18 protein-coding genes and 3 tRNA genes are annotated in these 18,754 nt (G+C 61.3%); 12 read left to right on the top strand and 9 right to left on the bottom strand.

Annotated elements, in window-relative coordinates:
* The first annotated feature begins 41 nt into the window (after positions 1–41).
* The gene (locus CGLUCO_RS09150; protein WP_005389312.1) at positions 42–1,286 is read left to right on the top strand and encodes a deoxyguanosinetriphosphate triphosphohydrolase; all 1,245 of its coding nucleotides are present in this window, start codon (positions 42–44) and stop codon (positions 1,284–1,286) included.
* 96 nt (positions 1,287–1,382) lie between these two features.
* Here CGLUCO_RS09150 and CGLUCO_RS09145 read toward each other — a convergent pair whose 3' ends face one another.
* A complete protein-coding gene (locus CGLUCO_RS09145) occupies positions 1,383–1,847 on the bottom strand; it encodes a guanyl-specific ribonuclease (protein WP_005389313.1) in 465 nt (154 codons plus the stop codon).
* On the opposite strand from CGLUCO_RS09145, the gene dnaG reads away from it, so the two are divergent.
* Positions 1,846–3,723, top strand: coding sequence for a DNA primase (gene dnaG / locus CGLUCO_RS09140; protein ID WP_084036782.1), 1,878 nt, complete (start codon positions 1,846–1,848; stop codon positions 3,721–3,723). The genes CGLUCO_RS09145 and dnaG overlap by 2 nt on opposite strands.
* Positions 3,724–3,726: 3 nt before the next feature.
* The gene (locus tag CGLUCO_RS09135) at positions 3,727–4,968 is read left to right on the top strand and encodes a glutaminase (protein WP_084036784.1); all 1,242 of its coding nucleotides are present in this window, start codon (positions 3,727–3,729) and stop codon (positions 4,966–4,968) included.
* Here the strand turns inward: CGLUCO_RS09135 and CGLUCO_RS09130 are convergent.
* Together CGLUCO_RS09130 and CGLUCO_RS09125 are read right to left on the bottom strand one after the other, a co-directional pair.
* Entirely contained in the window at positions 4,965–5,207 is a 243-nt protein-coding gene (locus CGLUCO_RS09130) for a hypothetical protein (RefSeq protein ID WP_034989438.1), read from the bottom strand. The genes CGLUCO_RS09135 and CGLUCO_RS09130 overlap by 4 nt on opposite strands.
* A 63-nt stretch (positions 5,208–5,270) precedes the next feature.
* Positions 5,271–5,344, bottom strand: a tRNA-Ile gene (locus tag CGLUCO_RS09125).
* A gap of 114 nt (positions 5,345–5,458) precedes the next feature.
* Here CGLUCO_RS09125 and CGLUCO_RS09120 point away from each other — a divergent pair.
* The 5 genes from CGLUCO_RS09120 to CGLUCO_RS09100 all read left to right on the top strand — a co-directional run bounded on the left by CGLUCO_RS09120 (position 5,459) and on the right by CGLUCO_RS09100 (position 9,065).
* Positions 5,459–5,534 (top strand) — tRNA-Asn (locus CGLUCO_RS09120).
* Between the two features lie 50 nt (positions 5,535–5,584).
* Positions 5,585–6,358 (top strand): trimeric intracellular cation channel family protein, encoded by a 774-nt coding sequence (locus tag CGLUCO_RS09115; protein WP_239170947.1) that lies wholly within the window; start codon positions 5,585–5,587, stop codon positions 6,356–6,358.
* Positions 6,359–6,448: 90 nt separating this feature from the next.
* The gene (locus tag CGLUCO_RS09110; RefSeq protein ID WP_084036786.1) at positions 6,449–7,768 is read left to right on the top strand and encodes a dicarboxylate/amino acid:cation symporter; all 1,320 of its coding nucleotides are present in this window, start codon (positions 6,449–6,451) and stop codon (positions 7,766–7,768) included.
* A gap of 2 nt (positions 7,769–7,770) precedes the next feature.
* Positions 7,771–8,559 carry a serine hydrolase domain-containing protein gene (locus CGLUCO_RS09105; protein ID WP_084036800.1) on the top strand — a complete coding sequence of 263 codons (789 nt, stop codon included), beginning with the start codon at positions 7,771–7,773 and terminating at the stop codon, positions 8,557–8,559.
* Positions 8,560–8,732: 173 nt separating this feature from the next.
* Positions 8,733–9,065, top strand: coding sequence for a hypothetical protein (locus CGLUCO_RS09100; RefSeq protein WP_231286030.1), 333 nt, complete (start codon positions 8,733–8,735; stop codon positions 9,063–9,065).
* Between the two features lie 446 nt (positions 9,066–9,511).
* Here CGLUCO_RS09100 and CGLUCO_RS09095 read toward each other — a convergent pair whose 3' ends face one another.
* A complete protein-coding gene (locus tag CGLUCO_RS09095) occupies positions 9,512–9,739 on the bottom strand; it encodes an acyl carrier protein (RefSeq protein ID WP_005395416.1) in 228 nt (75 codons plus the stop codon).
* A 62-nt stretch (positions 9,740–9,801) separates the two neighbouring features.
* Here CGLUCO_RS09095 and CGLUCO_RS09090 point away from each other — a divergent pair, with 62 nt between their 5' ends.
* The gene (locus CGLUCO_RS09090) at positions 9,802–10,791 is read left to right on the top strand and encodes an alpha/beta fold hydrolase (protein ID WP_084036802.1); all 990 of its coding nucleotides are present in this window, start codon (positions 9,802–9,804) and stop codon (positions 10,789–10,791) included.
* On the opposite strand, the gene aceE is transcribed toward CGLUCO_RS09090, so the two are convergent.
* Positions 10,788–13,538: a pyruvate dehydrogenase (acetyl-transferring), homodimeric type gene (gene aceE / locus CGLUCO_RS09085; RefSeq protein ID WP_005395420.1), complete on the bottom strand. Its 2,751-nt coding sequence runs from the start codon at positions 13,536–13,538 to the stop codon at positions 10,788–10,790. The genes CGLUCO_RS09090 and aceE overlap by 4 nt on opposite strands.
* A gap of 54 nt (positions 13,539–13,592) precedes the next feature.
* Positions 13,593–15,029: an amino acid permease gene (locus CGLUCO_RS09080; RefSeq protein ID WP_005389325.1), complete on the bottom strand. Its 1,437-nt coding sequence runs from the start codon at positions 15,027–15,029 to the stop codon at positions 13,593–13,595.
* Positions 15,030–15,223: 194 nt separating this feature from the next.
* Here CGLUCO_RS09080 and CGLUCO_RS09075 point away from each other — a divergent pair, with 194 nt between their 5' ends.
* The 3 genes from CGLUCO_RS09075 (at position 15,224) to cbiB (ending at position 16,777) form a co-directional block, all read left to right on the top strand.
* On the top strand, positions 15,224–15,640 hold the full coding sequence (locus CGLUCO_RS09075; protein WP_005389327.1) for a DUF3052 domain-containing protein: 417 nt from the start codon (positions 15,224–15,226) through the stop codon (positions 15,638–15,640).
* Positions 15,641–15,688: 48 nt separating this feature from the next.
* Positions 15,689–15,761, top strand: a tRNA-Val gene (locus tag CGLUCO_RS09070).
* Between the two features lie 113 nt (positions 15,762–15,874).
* Positions 15,875–16,777, top strand: coding sequence for an adenosylcobinamide-phosphate synthase CbiB (gene cbiB / locus CGLUCO_RS09065; protein WP_005389329.1), 903 nt, complete (start codon positions 15,875–15,877; stop codon positions 16,775–16,777).
* On the opposite strand, the gene CGLUCO_RS09060 is transcribed toward cbiB, so the two are convergent.
* The 3 genes from CGLUCO_RS09060 to CGLUCO_RS09050 are packed head-to-tail and all read right to left on the bottom strand — an operon-like array spanning position 16,738 to position 18,745.
* Positions 16,738–17,625 carry an SURF1 family cytochrome oxidase biogenesis protein gene (locus tag CGLUCO_RS09060; RefSeq protein WP_070739989.1) on the bottom strand — a complete coding sequence of 296 codons (888 nt, stop codon included), beginning with the start codon at positions 17,623–17,625 and terminating at the stop codon, positions 16,738–16,740. The genes cbiB and CGLUCO_RS09060 overlap by 40 nt on opposite strands.
* A 6-nt stretch (positions 17,626–17,631) precedes the next feature.
* Positions 17,632–18,114: a low molecular weight protein-tyrosine-phosphatase gene (locus CGLUCO_RS09055; RefSeq protein WP_070739985.1), complete on the bottom strand. Its 483-nt coding sequence runs from the start codon at positions 18,112–18,114 to the stop codon at positions 17,632–17,634.
* A complete protein-coding gene (locus CGLUCO_RS09050) occupies positions 18,095–18,745 on the bottom strand; it encodes an HAD-IA family hydrolase (protein ID WP_301386946.1) in 651 nt (216 codons plus the stop codon). Before CGLUCO_RS09050 ends, CGLUCO_RS09055 begins: the two co-directional genes overlap by 20 nt.
* Positions 18,746–18,754 lie beyond the last annotated feature (9 nt).

The following is an 18,754-nucleotide window of genomic DNA, read 5'->3' as shown; positions in this document are numbered from 1 at the left end:
GCACCCAGAGTACAGCCTTGCAGGTACACTTAGCGGTTATCATGTACACCTACGACGCGTTCGACCAGGAGCGGTACGTCACAGAGGCCCCCAAGCGCAGTGGCCTTAAAGGTACCCCTCCGGATCACCGGTCCGTTTTCTCCCGCGACCGGGCCCGCGTCTTGCACTCCGCGGCCCTGCGCCGGCTCGCGGACAAGACACAGGTGGTGGGGCCGCGGGACGGCGATACTCCGCGCACGCGCCTCACCCACTCGCTGGAGGTGGCACAGATTTCCCGAGGCATCGGGGAAGGACTCGGCGTGGACGGGTCGCTGGCTGAACTTGCCGGCCTCTGCCATGACATTGGCCACCCACCGTTCGGGCACAACGGGGAAGTGGCGCTCAATGAGCTCGCCGCCGACTGCGGTGGCTTCGAGGGCAATGCGCAAACCCTGCGGATCCTTACCCGCCTGGAGCCGAAGGTCATGGGGCACGGCCTCAACCTCTCTCGCGCGTCCCTCGACGCGGCCATCAAGTATCCGTGGACGGCCCAGGGGCGGCGGAAATATGGTGTTTACGAGGACGATCTCCCTATCTTCCAGTGGGTACGCGACGGAATCGAGGGAGAGGGGAAGTCCGTCGAGGCGCAAATCATGGATGCCTCCGATGACATCGCCTATTCCGTTCACGATGTGGAGGACGGCATCCTCGCCGGGCGCATTGACCTGCGCGTCCTCGGTGACTTGGTGGAGCTGGCGGCGCTGGCTCAGAAGGGGGCGGCGATGTTCGGCGGGGATCCGGAGTCGTTGGTGGAGGCCGCTGCGAGCCTTCGCTCTTTGCCGGTGGTCGCCGAGGCTTCGCTTTTCGACGGCTCGTTTTCCGCACTTATCGCCCTCAAACAGATGACCAGCGAGCTCGTCGGCCGCTTCGTCGGCGCCGTCATCACCGCCACTCGTGAGCACAACCGGGATAGCCCCCTCGGCCGCCACCACGGCACCCTCGTCGTACCGCCCGGCATCGACGCGGAAATCAGGCTGCTGAAAACCCTCGCTGTCCTCTATGTCATGGAGTCGCCCGCACACCTTTTGCGGCAGGATATCCAGCGGGAGCGCGTGGCGATGGTGTACGAGTACCTGTACGGAGGGGCACCGGGCACCCTAGACCCGGCCTTTGCAGCGTGGTTCACCGAGGCGGATTCGGACGCGGCGCGCAGCCGCGTGATCATCGATCAGATTGCATCCATGACCGAGTCCCGCCTCGAACGCATCGCCCGCGAGGGTGCCGAGTACAACTCGTTCTACAGCTAATCGAGTTAATCGGTATTTTCTACGGGTCTTGCCCCCTTTGACAGTCAGGTGGCCTGTTAGCAGCCATATGAAGGGGTGGCAGGGTTCGTTGCCCCGCTAGTCCTCGGCATCCGGGATCTCGCAGAAGCTGTCGTAGTGGTCGCCGGTGTAATACCACGTGTCCGGGTCCGTCTTCGTCCCGCCGCCGACGACGATCCGGCGCTCACCGCGGTGGCCAATCCCCGGCGTGGGAACCGTGAACTCGCGGTAATACTGCGAATTCTCCTTGGGAAGGCGGTTTTGGTAGTTGCCAAAATGCGTGTTGTCATCGCCGGGAAAAGCGTAGGGGCCACCGCTTTCGATCGAATCGGCAACCGTGCGCGCTTCCTTGGGCAGGCTGTCGATGGGGCAGATCGCACCCGACGGAGAATTCTGCGGCTGATGCTGGTTGCCGTCCGTGGTCAGATCGATGCCGAAATAGGCTGCCACGACGGCGACCAGGAGACCAAGAATCCACGAGCCCTTCTTCACCCGGCCTATTGTAATGTGGGGATAACAACTGGTTGTAATCGGAGGTTTCATGGCGCGCGGACGGATTCCGGAAGAAGATATCGACTATATCCGGGAAAACACCCCCATCGAGGAGATCGTGGGGGAGTATGTTCAGCTCAAGCCGGCGGGTGCGGACTCCCTCAAGGGACTGTCACCGTTCAAAGACGAAAAGACCCCGTCCTTCCACGTCCGCCCCAACCACGGCTACTTCCACGACTTCTCTTCCGGCGAAGGCGGCGATGTTTTCAGCTTCCTCATGAAGCTCGAGCACCTGACCTTCCCCGAAGCCGTTGAATACTGTGCCGATAAGATCGGGTACCACATTAACTACCAGGGGGGTGGCACGGGAACGCGCGAGAAGGCAGGAACCCGCCAACGCCTCGTGGCCATTAACGCAGAGGCCCACCGATTCTTCGTCGAAAAGCTACAAGAACCGGAAGCGGAGCGCGCACGTGCGTACCTGACAGAGCGCGGATTCACCGCAGAGCATGCCCGTCACTTCGGCTGCGGATATGCGCCGGGCGGCTGGGACACGCTCACCAAACACCTGCTCCGCATGGGCTTTTCCGCAGAGGAGCTGGAGGCGGCTGGTGTCACCTCCATGGGGCGTCGCGGCCCCATCGACCGCTTCCACCGCCGCCTGATCTGGCCGATCAAAAACCTCGCCGGCGACGTCATCGGCTTCGGTGCGCGCAAGCTTTTCGACGACGACAAGCTCGGCAAATACCTCAACACCCCCGAGACGATGCTGTACAAGAAGTCGAAAGTGCTATTCGGCATCGATCTTGCTAAGCGCAATATCGCCCAGGGGCACCAATGCGTCGTGGTCGAAGGCTACACCGACGTCATGGCCATGCACGCCGCCGGCATCACCACGGCCGTCGCCAGCTGTGGCACTGCCTTCGGCGAAGACCACCTGCAGCTCATCCGTCGGCTCATGCTCGATGACCGCACCTTCCGCGGCGAAATCATCTACACTTTCGACGGCGACGAGGCCGGCCAGAAAGCCGCCATGCGCGCCTTCGAAGGCTCCCAGGAATTCTCCGGCTCCAGCTTCGTCGCCGTCGCCCCCGGCGGTATGGATCCCTGCGAGCTCCGCCAAGACAAGGGCGATGTCGCGCTGCGTGACCTCATCGCCCGCCGCATGCCGATGCTCGAATTCGTGGTGAAAACCATCCTTGGGCAGTACGACGTGGGCACCATCGAAGGGCGACTGCAGGCCGTCCGCCGTGTTGTCCCCATGATCGGAGCCATCAGGGACCCCGCACTGCGTTCCCAGTACGCCCTCCAATTGTCCGGGTGGGTCGGCTGGCTCAACGAGGACGAACTGTCCCGCATGGTAGAAGACGCTTCTCGGCGCCCCGCCGCCGCGCCACAGGTCGCCACCCGGGGCACAGCGCACCAGCCCACCCCCACAACCGTGCTGCCCGATCCGCGCGACCCCGCATTGTGGCCCCAGCGCGAATCCTTAAAAATCGCCCTGCAGGCACCCGACCTCGCCGGGGCCTCCTTCGACGAACTGGACCCCGAGGGGTTCTTCCACCCCGTCTACCGGACCATCCGGGACGGAATCGCCGCCGCCGGCGGTGCCAGCGGCGGCGACGGAAAGGCCGGATGGATCGCCGCGATCACCGACGCGATCGTCGACCCGGCCGTGAAAAACCTCGTCTCCGCCCTCGCGGTAGAGGAAATCCGCACCGATGCCGACCACTTCGAGGCCTACATGGATGGGGCGTTCGCGCGCCTGGAGGAAGGAGTGGTGGCCAACCAGATCTCCAACCTCAAGGCGACGCTGTCACGGACGCGCCCGTCCGACGACCCGGAGGCCTACAACGCGATGTTTAGCGACCTCCTCGTCCTCGAACAGGTGCGGCAGGAACTCGTCGACAGGGCAATGGGGCGCTAGCTGATGAAATCACCCATTCCACGCTATTTGAACCTGATCCTCGACGCCGTCCGGGAGACCGACGGGGGAGAGGTCGCCGATTACATCCCGGCGCTGGCAAAGGTGGACCCTGCGCGTCTGGGCGTTGCCATCTGCACCACGACGGGCCGCTGCTACCAGGTGGGCGACAACGCCCCCTTCTCCCTTCAGTCCATCTCCAAGCCTTTCACCTATGCGCTCGCGCTGGAGGAATCCGGATTCGAGGCCGTCAGCGAGATTGTGGGCGTGGAGCCAAGCGGTGATGCCTTCAACGAGCTCTCGCTTGAAGCCGATGGCCGTCCCATGAACCCCATGATCAACGCCGGTGCCATCGCCGTCAACCAGCTCATCAACGGCTCGGGGTCGAGTGTTTCTGACCGGATTGAAAAGATTCTCGGTTTCTTCTCGGCCCTTGCCGGCAGACCGCTCACAATCAACAAGGAGATTGCCACCAGCGAGCTGGACACCGCAGACCGCAACTTCGCGCTCGCCCACATGCTCCACTCCTTCGGGATCGTTGACGACGACCCCCACGACGCCGTCGTCACCTATGTCCACCAGTGCGCCATCGAGGTCACCGTCTCCGACCTCGCGGTCATGGCGGCCACACTGGCGAGCGGGGGAATCCAGCCCGTCACCGGTGCTCGCGTCATCGGGCCGGAGGCTGCGCGTATTGCCCAATCCGTGATGACCTCGGCAGGCATGTATGACTACGCCGGGCGCTGGATGACCAAGGTCGGAATCCCTGCCAAATCCGGTGTCTCCGGTGGTCTCATGGGCACGCTGCCGGGACGCATGGGCATTGCCACATTCTCCCCCAAACTGGACCCCACGGGCACCTCCGTCCGCGGCCGCGAGGCTTTCGCCTACATGAGCAGGCACATGGATCTCCACCTGCTGCAGGGCAATAACTACCGGGTGCCCGGTGTGCGCTCCATCCACGAGGAAAGCGACAAGACCGTCATCACCCTTCAGGGCTACGTCAACTTCACGGTGGCCGAGGAGATCTCCAGCACGCTCCTGCGCGAAGCGCCCGCGTCCTCGCGCGTCATACTGGACGTCTCCCGCGTCACGGGCTTTAACGCCATCGGCCGCAAGATTGTGAAAGAACAACTGCGCCGCATCCGCGAGGAGGGCGCACAGGTTGTCCTTTACGACCCCGAAAACCGCATCACCGACATGGATTACTCCGACGGCACGCGCATGGACGAGGTGGATACCCTCTAGTCGTCATCCTTTTCCAGGATCTGATTCCCATCTTCCGTCCGCAGGTTTTTTACCTCACGCATGCGCGGGTTCGGGTCGAGGCGGTTGGCCAGGGCGGTGCGCCCTGCCTTCACGGCATTCTGTGCGACGGGGGAGTTCACGGCGGCGGTGTATGCCCGCTTGATCTGATCAAAGCGTTTCCTACCCGCCTTGGTGCCAAGGACGTAACCGGCGGCCGCACCAACAACAAACTGAATCATGCCCACTACTGTACCGCCACTGAATGAAAAGACACCGGGCGGTTACCGCCCGGTGTCTGAGGGTGGGGCTACTCGGGCTCGAACCGAGGACCAACGGATTATGAGTCTGCTGCTCTAACCGACTGAGCTATAGCCCCGCAGAAAAGTATATAGTCCGCCCCCGCTAACTCTGAAATTGCTCCATTACCAGGCGATTTGCTCAAAACGTAGGTAGCCCGTTATAGTTTATCCACGTTGCAAGGAAGCAATATTCCTCCATAGCTCAGTTGGCAGAGCATTCGACTGTTAATCGAAGGGTCACTGGTTCGAGCCCAGTTGGAGGAGCCACAAGCCCAGGCCTTTACGGTCTGGGCTTTATCTCGTTATGATGGACCATTGTGTCATCTGTGGATCCCATGATTACTAACCTCTATTCCACCCTCGACCTCATCGGGGTGCTCCTTAACGGAATCATAGGCGGCGGCATCGCGCGCAGGCTCGACCTCGACTTCATGGGCACGCTCTTCCTCGCCGTCTTCACCGGTCTCGGCGGCGGTATGATCCGCGACACCCTCATGCAGGTCGGTCCTCCCGTTGCCATTGCCGAGCCCATCTATATGACGATGGCGCTCATCGGCGGCCTCATCTCCCTGTTCATCAATACTGAGGGGCGCTGGTGGGTGCGCATCAAAAACCATGGCGATGCCCTCGTCCTCGGAGTATGGGCTGTTGCGGGATCGACGAAGGCGCTCACCTACGGCCTGCCGTGGCAGTCCGCCATCGCCCTCGGCTTCATCACCCCCATCGGCGGCGGCATGCTCCGCGACATCGCCATCGGCCAAATGCCGTCCATCTTCGGGGGTCGCACCCTCTATGCTGTCCCCGCCTTCCTTGCCTCCGCCACGATGGTGGGCTTCCACTACTTGGGCTATGAGGCAGCTGGCATGATCGTTGCCGCCATGGTTGGTTGGCTCCTCACCTCCATTAGTTACTGGAGAGGATGGATCATGCCGACGCAAATCCGTGTCCCCGGTTCGCGCAGCGTCATGGTGTGGACTCGCAAGGCCGGGCAAAAGACTGTGCGCGAGGTGGATCCCCTCCTGCGTCGGATTAACTGGCTGAAGAGAAATACCAAAGAAATCCTCCCCGGGAGCAAAAAGCCCAAGTTGTAACGGTAGACTAAGTGGTTCATATTGACTAAACCGATTGGTGCGGTCTAGTGTCAAGGGGTCATATCAACGAAAACACCTTGAAGGAAGAACATGACCAAAACCGCACCTGTGGATTCGCCAACCCAACACAAGTCGAATCCCTTTACCAGCTTCGCCGCCCAGGTGATCTACGGTCTCATCATCGGCCTTATCCTGGGCTTCATCTCCCGCTCCTTCGATATTGAGTGGCTTGAATCTACGCTCACAGCCGTCGGCTCGGCGTATGTCACCCTCCTGAAGGTGCTTATCCCGCCGCTGGTTATCACGGCCGTCCTTACATCTATTGCTAACCTGCGCCAGGTGACCAACGCGGCCCGGCTTGCCTGGCAGACCCTTTTGTGGTTTGCGATTACGTCCCTTGCCTCCGTCGTTGTCGCCACGATCGTGGCGCTCGTCCTGAAACCGGGCGTGAATACGACGGTGGATGCGTCCTCGGCCGCCGCCCCGTCGGGGCAGGGCTCGTGGCTTGGGTTCCTGCAATCCATCGTCCCAAGCAACATCTTGGGTCTTTCCGCTCGCGCGACGGACTCGGGCGTTTCGCTGAATTTCAACATTCTGCAGATTCTTGTCCTGTCTATCGCTTTCGGGATCGCCTCGATCCAGGTGGGGAAGAAGGCTGAGCCCATCTTCGAGCTCTCGGCCAGCGTTCTCGAGGTTATCCAGAAGGTGCTGTGGTGGGTTATTCGCATTGCACCGATCGGCACGGCTGCGCTCATCGGCAAGGCTGTCGCAACATACGGTTGGGACGCTCTGACATCTTTGGGGATGTTCGTCATTGCGATCTATGTGGGCCTTGCGCTTGTCATGTTCGTGATTTACCCGCTCGTCCTGAAGACGAATGGGCTGTCTGTTGCGCAATTCTTCCGCAAGGTGTGGCCCCTGACCTCACTCGGTTTTGTTACCCGTTCGTCCATGGGTGTCATGCCGGTAACGGAGCGTACGACGGTTGATGCCCTCGGTGTCCCCCGTGCCTACGCTGCCTTCGCGGTGCCGCTTGGTGCCACGAGCAAGATGGATGGCTGCGCTGCGGTCTACCCAACGATCTCAGCGATCTTCGTGAGCCAGTTCTACGGCTTCCCGTTGTCGATTACGGATTACCTGCTTATCGCCTTCGTCTGCGTCATCGGTTCTGCTGCAACTGCGGGCACGACGGGTGCGACGGTGATGCTCACACTGACGCTGTCGACCCTCGGTCTCCCCCTTGAGGGCGTGGGCCTCCTCATTGCCGTCGATTCCATCATTGACATGGGGCGCACGGCTACGAACGTCACGGGCCAGGCGCTTGTCCCGCTTATCGTGTCCCGCCGCGAGAAGGTCCTCGATACCGCCGTGTACGAGGACGATGACCAGAGGATCAGCGCTAACATTTAGGCATGATCGATTTTTCCGACTGGCCCTGTGACACCGTCGCCGCCGGCTCGCTATCTGGCTTCTCCTTCGGTGACACGTCCGCCGTTTTCGAGTTGGCGAGCGTGACGAAGCTCCTTTCGGCTTACGCCACGCTCGTCGCCGTCGAGGAAGGTGTCTTTAGCTTGTCGACGCCCCTGGGCCCCGAAGACTCGACCGTCCGTCACCTTCTGGCTCATGCTTCCGGCCTCTCCCACGATGATCTCACCCCGCAGAAGCCGGTGGGGGAGCGCCGCATTTACTCTTCCTCGGCCTACGCGCTGCTGGGCCGGGAAATCGAGCGGCTCACCGACATCCCCTTCGGGCAGTACGCCCGCGAGGCGGTCTTCGAGCCACTCGGCATGGAACATACGGAGATCTACGGTAATCCCGGCTTCGGTGGCCGTTCGACGGTGGAGGATCTGCTTCGTTTTTCGGAAGAGGTCATTTCCCCGCAGGTGTTGCATCCGTCGACTGTCAAAGAGGCGACTACTGTGCAGTTCCCGGACCTCAACGGCATCGTTCCCGGCTACGGCAACTACAAGCCGTGCCCGTGGGGCCTGGGGTTCGAGATCAAGGGGGAGAAGAATCCGCATTGGACGGGGCCGTCCATGCCCGCGGATACTGTTGGCCACTTCGGCCAGGCGGGGACGTTCTGGTGGGTTCATCGTGTGTCCGGCAGGGGCCTTGTTGTGCTCACCGACCGCCCCTTCGGCGATTGGGCGAAGCCGCTGTGGATGGAGGCCAACGAATCCTTCTGGCTGGCAAACTCTTAACCTGGCCTTGAAAGACTGGGGGGTTAAGTGGTTGTTGAGGGTTGCGTGCTGGAAGTGATTCGCGTGACAATTGTGTCAATCCGAGGCCGTTGGGGAAGACGCACCTCGTCTTAGCGCTCCGCTTATGTCACGCGGAAGACGCTCACTTTTCGACGACGATTAAAGGTTTTCCCATGACTAACGCACTCCGCCTCCCGCACGTTGCCCCCGCAACCGATTCCACCGCTTCACTTCGGCTCACCGCCGTTCCTGTTCGTGCCCGGAGACTCATCGAAGATGCCCTCGTCCGGTGTCTGCCGGCCCCATCCCAGATTACGGATTACTCCTCCGACCCGTTGTATGCTGAGTGGTTCACGCAGTGGCACCGCGCTCCCGGACAACGGCGGATGGTCGAATGCTCCCAACTGCTTACTGGAAGCCCCGAAGGGCTGGGGGAACTGAAGCGAGCCCTCGATGACCTGTCGTGTTCCTGGGGGTTCAATGTCGACATGGTGATTGTGGACTAGCAGGAATAGGGTATGCAAGATGCCCCGCCGTGGCGGGGTGTGTCGCGAAAGCCGGGCCTATTCCAGTCCAGCTGTGTAAGCGCACGGGACCTTCCTGTGTATTCGATCTCCGAGTATTCGACCCCGTAGTTGACAGTGGGGTGGATCTGCTCGTCGTAGGGCGGTTTTCTGGCTGCTCGTTCGTCCTCGTCCTGCTCGTCCGTGTTCGCCCCGCCCGCGCCTCGCGTTTTTCTTGTTTGCCGGTGGTGTATCGGTCGTCGTCGTTGTAAATGGTGTGGTGTGCTTGGGAGTAGAGGGCGAGTGTGTGACTCCGTGCAGGAAGGAGCCAATAGCCCGCAGGAAGGAGCCAATAGCCCGCAGGAAGGCAAGCCCCGAAGATTACAGGTGGCTTATGTCTGCGAGAGTAAGATGCCTTTCTTCCAGGCGAGCTATCCACAAAAACAGGGTCAGTCTGCGGGCTGGGACGGTGCGATGTAGGAAACGAGGTCACCGACCGTCGACAAGCGAGAAAAATCCACCGTATCCGAGCGCACGCCGGTGGCATCTTCGAGCCGGACGGCAAGTTCCACCAGGCTCAGCGAGTCCACACCAATGTCGCTCAGGGGCTCTTCAGCCGATACCTCGCGGCCGGCGACGGCGGCAATGATGTCGTAGATGTTTTTCGTATCGGGCACGGTTTCCTCCTATACTTTCCCATCGAATAGACAAGCCAGTGACTACAAAAGGACATTGTACGGTGGAAATCTTCGATTCGGTGAGTACCCTATGGAAGCGCCTGATCAAGGGGAAGGAACAAAAGGCGCAGCAGTTCTCCGATACCGAGCGCCCTGGACTTGTCGGCGTCACCCACAAGGGGACAATCGACCGCGACGGGTTCCAGCTTGTGTACAAGGAAATCGGTCCGGCAGACGCAGACCTGACAGTCGTCTTCATTCACGGCTTCACCCTTGCCGCCGACAGCTACTTCATGCAGACGGACTACCTGCGCGATCAGTACCCGAACGTGAAGAGCCTCCTCATGGATCTTCGTGGCCACGGTGAGACCGGGGAGATACCCGCAGATAAGCTCACCATCGAGGCCTGCGGCGACGATATCCTGGCTCTCGTCCGCGAACGCAGCCCCAAGTCGAAGATCATCTTCGTCGGGCACTCAATGGGTGGCCTCATCGCTCTCAACGCAATCAAGAAGCACCCCGAAAATGTCGTGGGACTCGTGCTCATCGCCTCCTCCATTGAGTCGCTTTCGTCCCAGGGGCTGCCGCAAGTGCTTGCTTCCCCGCTTGCGGATAAAGCGCAGGAGGCCGTCGAACTGGCACCCGGCGACGCGCAGAAAATCAAGGATGCGTTCGCCACCATCCTCGCGCCGGCCCTGTCCGCGACGGTGTTCAAGCGCAACGGCACCGACTACAACCTCATCGAATTCCACGCCTCGATGATCGACAACACCCCGCTGGAAACCTTCGTCGGCTTTTTCGACGATCTTCAGCACCACGACGAGGTCGATGCGGCTAGCTCCCTTCAAGGCATCCCCGGGTATGTCCTCGTGGGCAAGAAAGACGATGTCACCCCCGAATCGCAGGCGGATCGGATCAAGGAGCTGTGGCCACAGGCGCAGGAAAAGCGCCTGGAAAAAGCCGGCCACATGCTGATACTAGAAACCCCCGATGCCGTGAACGCGGCAATCGGGGATCTCGTGAAGGCTGCTCAGGCAGCGCCAGAACACTAGTGGTCCTGCGTTGCCCCCTGGTAGGTGGCCGTCGCATCAGTGATCTTCATGTCCTTAGCAGCCTGTACCGCAACCTCGCGGTCGACTTTTCCTTCCCGGGCTAGGGCACTCAACACCGCCACAGTGATGGACTCGCCATCGATGTTGAAGTAGCGGCGGGCTCCTTCGCGCGTGTCCGAGAAGCCGAAGCCGTCGGCACCGAGGACCGTGTACTCGCCGGGCACCCACTTGCGGATGGAATCGGGAACCGCGCACTCGAAATCGGAAACGCCGATGTACGGGCCGTCAACCTTTTCCAGCACCTCGGTGACGAATGCCTTTTCCGGATCCACGGACGGATCACGCAGGGCGACGCGATCCTTCGCGCGGCCATCGCGGGCAAGCTCGCTCCAGGAGGTGACGGAGAACAAGTTGAGGCTCACACCGTAGTCGTCGCGGAGGATGTCGCGTGCCTTCAACGCCGACTGCATCCCGACACCGGACGCCAACAGGTTCGCGGAGGGGCCGTCACCCGTAGCCTTGTCGTACAGGTAGATGCCCTTGTGCAGGCCCTCCACATCGAGGTCGTCCGGTGCGGCTGGCTGGTGGATCGGCTGGTTGTAAATCGTGATGTAGTAGATCACGTTTTCGCCGTCGGCCGTGCCGTACATCCGCTCAATCCCACGGGGGATGAGGTAGGCGAGCTCGTAGGCAAACGCCGGATCGTAGGACACGACAGCCGGGTTTGTCGATGCGAGGGTGAGGGAGTGGCCGTCCAGGTGCTGCAAGCCCTCACCGGTCAGCGTCGTGCGACCGGCGGTGGCACCGAAGAGGAATCCGCGAGCCATCTGGTCGCCGGCGGCCCAGATAGAATCGCCGGTGCGCTGGAAACCGAACATGGAGTAGAAGATGTACATCGGGATCATCGCCACGCCATGGGTGGCGTACGCCGTGCCGGCGGCGATGAACTCGGCGACGGAGCCAGCCTCGTTGATGCCCTCGTGCATGATCTGGCCGTCGACGGCCTCGCGGTAGCTGAGCATGAGGTCGTCGTCCACCGGCGTGTACTGCTGGCCGAGTGGGTTGTAGATCTTCAGCTTGGGGAACCAGGAGTCCATGCCGAAGGTGCGGGCCTCATCGGGGATGATCGGCACGAAACGCTCACCGAGCTCCTTGTCGCGCATGAGATCCTTGAAGATACGCACCACGGCCATGGTGGTGGCGACCTTCTGCTTGCCGGAGTCCTTCATGTGCTTCTTCAGAGTTTCCGGTCCGGGGACGGTCAGTGGCTCGTAGCGGTGGCCGCGCCGCTCCGGCAGGAAGCCGCCGAGTTCTTTTCGACGCTCAAGCATGTACTTGATGGAGGGGTGATCCGGCCCCGGGTTGTAGTACGGGGGCTCCTTTGGGTTCTTCTCCAGCTCTTCGTCGCTGATCGGGACGTGCTGCTTGGTGCGGAAGTACTTGAGGTCTTCCAGCGTCAGTTTCTTCATCTGGTGGGTGGCGTTCTTGCCCTCGAAGTTACGGCCAAGGCCGTAGCCCTTGATGGTGTGGGCGAGGATGACGGTGGGCTGTCCCTTTGTCTCCAGGGCCTTCTGGTAGGCGGCGTAGATCTTGCGGTAATCGTGGCCACCGCGGTGGAGGTGCCAGATTTCCTCGTCGGTCATGTTTTCCACGAGCTTCGCGGTTTCGGGGGTGGCCCCGAAGAAGTGCTCGCGAACGTAGGCACCGTCGTGGCCCTTGAACGCCTGGTAATCGCCGTCCACGGTGTGGTTCATGAGTTTGACAAGGTTGCCGTCCGGATCAGCCTCGAACAGTGCATCCCACTCGCGGCCCCAAATGACCTTGATCACGTTCCAGCCCGCGCCCCGGAAGAAGGCCTCGAGCTCCTGGATGATCTTCCCGTTGCCACGAACCGGGCCGTCGAGGCGCTGCAGGTTGCAGTTAATCACGAAGGTGAGGTTGTCCAGCTGGTTGGTGGCCGCAGTTTGAATAAGGCCACGGGACTCGGGTTCGTCCATCTCGCCGTCGCCGAGGAAAGCCCACACATGCTGCTCGGACGTGTCCTTAATGCCGCGGTTGTGCAGGTACTTGTTAAAGCGTGCCTGGTAGATGGCATCCATTGGACCGAGGCCCATAGACACTGTGGGGAACTCCCAGAACTCCGGCATGCCGTGCGGGTGCGGGTAGCTGGGCAGGCCACCGTTTTCGCGGGAGACTTCCTGGCGGAAACCATCGAGGTCTTCTTCCGTCAGTCGCCCCTCAAGGAAGGCGCGGGCGTACATGCCGGGGGAGGCGTGGCCCTGGAAGAAGATCTGATCTCCTCCGCCGGGGTGGTCCTTGCCGCGGAAGAAGTGGTTGAGACCCACCTCGTAGAGCGGGGAGGCACCGGCGTAGGTGGAAATGTGCCCGCCGACCTCGATGCCGGGGCGCTGCGCGCGGTGCACCATGATGGCGGCGTTCCAACGGATCCAGCGGCGGTAATCCTTCTCGATGTCCTCGTCGCCGGGGAATTCTGGTTCGAGAGAGGTGGGGATGGTGTTGACGTAGTCGGTGGAGGTCAGCGAGGGCAGCGGGACGCGCTTTGCCGTCGCACGCTCCAGAAGTCGGAGCATGAGGAAGCGGGCGCGACCCATGTCGCTGGTTTCCAGGAGTCCGTCGAGGGATTCGAGCCATTCGCGCGTTTCTTCGGGGTCGTCGTCGTGCAGGTACGAGGCGACGCCGTCGCGGACGAGGACGTAGTTACTATCGTCCATCATGTTTTCTGCCATGGCGGGTTTTTCCTCCTAGGGGTAAAAAGATTACTTTTGTTTAAATTTTACGTGTTATTCCTCCTCGTCGCCGGGAATCATCTTTTCTAGGAGGCTTCCGTCGACGCGTTTGCGAATGAATCCGAACCAGGCAATAGCCCACAGGATGGCGAGAACAACGAAGGTAGAGATGGTGATTTTGCCCGCCGTATCCTGCATCCACATTGCAACAATGATGAGGGCAAGGAAGGCGAGGGTGAGGAAGTTAGTGACTGGCGCGCAGAACAGCTTGAAGTCCGGACGCTCCACTTCACCGCGCTTTGCCTTGCGCACGAAGAGCCAGTGGGAAACCATGATGGACATCCATGTACCGGCGATGCCGATGCCTGCCAGGTTCATGACGATGTTGAAGGCATCGGTGGGGTAAATGTAGTTGATGAGCACACCGACGAGCCCAAGACCAGCGGTGATCGCGATGCCGCCGGCGGGAACGTGGTTCTTGTTCATCTTGGCCGCTACCTTTGGGGCAGAGCCCGCAACAGCCAGCGACCGGAGGGTGCGGCCGGTGGAGTATAGGCCGGCGTTGAGGGAGCTCATGGCGGCGGTGAGGACGACAAGGTTCATGATGTCACCGGCATGGGGGACACCGATGGCGGAGAAGAAGGTGACAAACGGACTCTCGTTGGACGAGTAGGCATCGTACGGCATGACCATGATGAGGAGGAACACGGAGCCGATGTAGAACAGGGCGATGCGCCACATGACCGAGTTGACGGCCTTGGGCATGACCTCGCGGACGTTTTTCGCCTCGCCGGCTGCGACACCGACCATTTCTGTGCCACCGAACGCGAAGACAACACCGAGGGCCAGGGTGACCATCGGCGCGAAGCCCTCGGGGAAGAGGCCACCGTTGTCGCGGATGAGCTGGATGCCGGGATCGTAGCCGGCGCTGGAGTTACCCGTGACGATGAAGATGATCGCGACAATCATGAAGATGACGATCGCCGCCACCTTGATGAGTGCAAACCAGAACTCGAGCTCACCGAAGACTTTCACGGAGAGCAGGTTGAGGACAAACACAATGGCCAGAGCGCCGAAGGCGAGTATCCATTGGGGGATGGTGGTGAAGATGGACCAGTAGTGGACGTACAGGGCGACCGCGGTGATGTCCGCCATCACGGTCACGGACCAGTCGAGGAAGAACAGCCAGCCGGTGGCGTAGGCGCCGCCCTCGCCCTGGAACTCGCGGGCGTAGGAAACGAACGCTCCGGAGGACGGGCGGTAGATGGTGAGCTCGCCGAGGGCACGGATCATAAAGAATGCGAAGATGCCGCACAGGGCGTAGGCGAAGGCGAGGGCAGGGCCACCCATGGAAATGCGTCCGCCTGCACCGAGGAAGAGGCCGGTGCCGATGGAACCGCCGATGGCAATCATTTGCATGTGACGCGGTTTGAGAGCCTTTGAGTAGCCCGCGTCCGCTTTATCCACGTGTTGGGATGACGGGGAAGTCATAATGTGTTCCTAATCATACAAAGAACGGATAGTGTCACACTTATCTTAAACCCTTGCATCGTTAAACAATCTCACTACGCGGACGCTCCTACTTTCGTATGGTTCATGCCCGCTTTCGTGGAGAAACAGAGCAATAGGCGGTAATATGTAGTGCAATATTCAGTTTTTACTCCGTAGAGGAAGGTTTATTTCACGTGGCAGATGGTCGCGAGCAGGATTACGCGAAGATCCTGGGGGCACGTCCTGGTCTCATTGTTCAGGAACTGGGGTGGGATGACGATGCCGATAGCAACATTAGCGAGGCGCTCGAAGACGTGATCGGTGCCGATCTCGTAGACGAGGACACTGACGACATCTGTGATATGGTTCTGTGCTGGTGGCGGGACGAGGATGGAGATCTTGTCGACGGTCTCGTCGACGCAGTGCGCAACCTCTCGGATTCCGGTTGCATCTGGTTGCTCACCCCCGCGACGGGTACGGAAGGAACCGTCGAACCCGGCATCATCGCTGAGTCTGCGCAGCTGGCAGGTCTCGTCCAGACCGGCGCGCAGCGTCTGGGAAGCTGGCAGGGTTCCTGCCTCGTGCAGCGCGGAAATAAGCAGGCCAAGTAGGCGATTTTCGCGGACCCGACGGTCCGTGCTACAGTTACCTGCACGTCGGCGCTTTTAGCTCAGTTGGGAGAGCATCTGGTTTACACCCAGAAGGTCACAGGTTCGAGCCCTGTAGAGCGCACGCATAAAGATAAAGGCCAGACCCCCGCTGCGAAATGAAAAGCGGGGGTCTGGCCTTTTCTGGTACACACTGGGTACACACGCCAGGCTTTCGTAGAAAGGGAACGGACATCCGTGCAGTGGGGGATAATCACAGGTTTTGTCGCAGATAAGCTTTTCGGCGACCCACAGCGCCACCACCCCGTGGCCTATTTCGGCTCCTACGCCAGCTTCCTCGAACGCCACCTATACCGGGATTCGAAGCTCGCCGGCATCGGCTTCACCGCAGCCGCTGTTATTCCCCCGACGATTCTGGCAGCGCTTGCTCCAGAAATTCTCCTGCCGGTCGCCGTGTGGGCCTCGCTCGGTGGGACGACGCTGGAGAAGGTTGGCACGCAGGTTGCACACGACCTGGAAGAGGGGGACGTAGACCACGCGCGGACGTGGGTGCCGTGGCTGTGCTCCAGGGATCCGCAGGTTCTCGACGGCGACGGCATCGCCCGGGCGACGGTGGAATCATTGGCGGAAAACACCTCTGATGCGGCGGTCGCGCCACTCGTGTGGGCGGGTCTTGCCGGCGCGCCGGGCGTGGTGCTCCACCGTGCAGCGAACACGCTCGACGCGATGGTGGGGTACAAAAACGAGCGGTATTCCAATTTCGGGTGGGCTGCTGCGCGGCTGGACGATGTCTTGGGCTATCTACCCGCGCGGGTGACAACGGCGATCCATCTCCTGTTCGCACCGAAAAAGCGGGACACGTGGCAGCGCGTGTACGCGGCGGCGGCCAACCACCCGAGCCCGAATGCTGGCTGGGTGGAAGCCTCCGCTGCGGAGGCGCTGCGGGTGCGTCTCGGCGGCCGGACGGTGTATTCATACGGAGTGGAGGAGCGGCCTACCCTCGGGCACGGGCCGTACCCGACAACGCAGACGGTGAAGAAGGCAGTCGTGCTATCCCGTGTGACGCAGCTTGCTGCCCTCGGGGTGGGGCTCGTTATCGCTCAGAAGCGGTCTTCGCGGCGCGCTTCGAACTTGGCGTAGGGGTTGCGGCGCTGCCCGCCGTAGCGGGAGCGCTGTGGCGCCGGCTCATCGTCCTCATCGTCATCGGGGTCGGGGATGAGACCCTCGAGTTCCTCTTGTTCTTCCTCGTCGCGTTTTCTCTCCTTCAATTCCATACGAATGAAGTAGAGGAGGGCGATGGGCGCGCCGATACCCATGGCGATCCACTGGAGGCCGTAGGAGAGGTAGGGGCCACCGTCGAGCTTGGGCAGGGGGATGGCGTTGAGCACGCCGGGCTGTTTGTCGGCGAGTTGGATGTAGCCGTCGGCAAGCGAGGTGCCGGTGAGCGAGGAAATCTGCGGCAGGTTGATGTCGAGAACGTATTGGTGGGAATCGTCCGCGTGCGGTGGGCGGCCGGAATCGGCCTCGCCGGGCAGAGCATTGCCGGTGATGGTCACGGTGTCTGTCGGGGCGGCGGGGATCTCCGGAACTCCGGAATCCTTTTGCTGCGGGACATACCCGCGGTTGATGAGGTACGCGTCGCCGGATGTGGTGGTGAAGACGGTCAGCACTTGGAACACCGGGTTACCAGCCACAGACCGCATACGCAAGATGACCTCGTCGGAGGGGGAATAGGTGCCGACGAGTTCCACCTGTCGCCACGCGTTGTCGGCGGGAAGCGCGCCGTTCACAAAAATCTCGTCTACGGGGATGGGGTCGGTGCGCAGGGCCGTGCGGATCTGCGTATTTTGTTCGCTTTTGACCTCGTGTTTCCCCAGCTGCCACGGCGCCAGCACGGTGATGGCGAAGTAGGAGAACACGACGATGAGGACAGCCGTGATCACCCAGCCGGGTTTGAGGAATGTCCGCAGGATCTTTGAAGTGCTCACAGCCTCTTAGTCTAAGTGATTGATGCACCACTCAAAAAGACCAGGCAGGGAGCTCTCAATTTGGGTGCGCGTTGTGGTGAAACCACTGCGCCCGCCGTAGTACGGGTCGTCGATGGAGGCGCCACGTGGTGCCTGTGGGTCGAAGGAACGCAGGAGCCGGATCTTCGCGGGATCCGCGCCGAGGGAGGCGAGGCTGCGGACATGGTTGGCGGCGAGGGCGACGATGAGATCCGCGCTGAGGTGTTCCTCGGACACCTGTTCGGCGCGCAGGTAGTTGCCGTCGATGCCGACCTTCTTCAGTTCCACGAGCGCGCGCATGTCCGCGTGTTGGCCGACATGCCAGTCACCGATGCCGCAGCTCGTGACGCGGATGCGCTCCTCGCCACGCGTTGCAAGGAAGTCGTTGAATAGTGCCTCGGCCATCGGGGAGCGGCAGATATTACCCGTGCATACGAAGGTGACGTGGAGATTAGGCTTCGGACCAGTCATGCACATATTCCTTCAGCTCGTCTGGGGTGGCCACCACGTGGTGTGCCTGGCGGTGTTCCGAGGGGGTGCCATACCCCCACTCTACAAGGACGGCGGGGATGCCGAATTGCCGCGCGCCGTCGATGTCGTGGATGCGGTCTCCGATGAGGAGCATCTCGTCGGTTGTGGCGGGGTGGGGGAGGTTGTCCAGCGCGTAGCGGATGACTTTTTCCTTGGTGCGCCGCGGCCCGTCTTCTTCGGCGGCGGCGAAGAAGTCGAAGTAGTCGAGCATGGCGTAGCGTTCGAGGGTCTTCCGTGCGAACTCTTCGCCCTTGCTCGTTGCGGTGACAAGTTGGAAACCTGCGTGTTTTGCCCAGGCGAGGAATTCCGTCATCCCGTCGAAGGGGGCTGAATTGTCCCAGCCGTCCTCGCCGTAGTGCCCCAGGTAGAGACGCAGCCCTGCGGCCGCTTGGTCCGCGCTGAGCCCGAGTCGCATCATGGTCTGTTCCATGGGTGGGCCGACGATGGAGGAGACGAACTCCTCGTCCGGGTGGTTGATTCCCAGGTCATCGAGGGCGGAAAGAAAACTTGCTCTAATGCCGGGGAAAGAATCGATGAGGGTTCCGTCTACGTCGATGAGAAGCGTTTTCATAATGCCCTT

The sequence above is a fragment of the Corynebacterium glucuronolyticum DSM 44120 genome (assembly GCF_030440595.1).
GTDB classification, from domain to species: Bacteria; Actinomycetota; Actinomycetes; order Mycobacteriales; family Mycobacteriaceae; genus Corynebacterium; species Corynebacterium glucuronolyticum.
The sequence above is the reverse complement of the archived record's forward strand: the minus strand, read 5'-3'. Positions and strand labels throughout refer to the sequence as shown.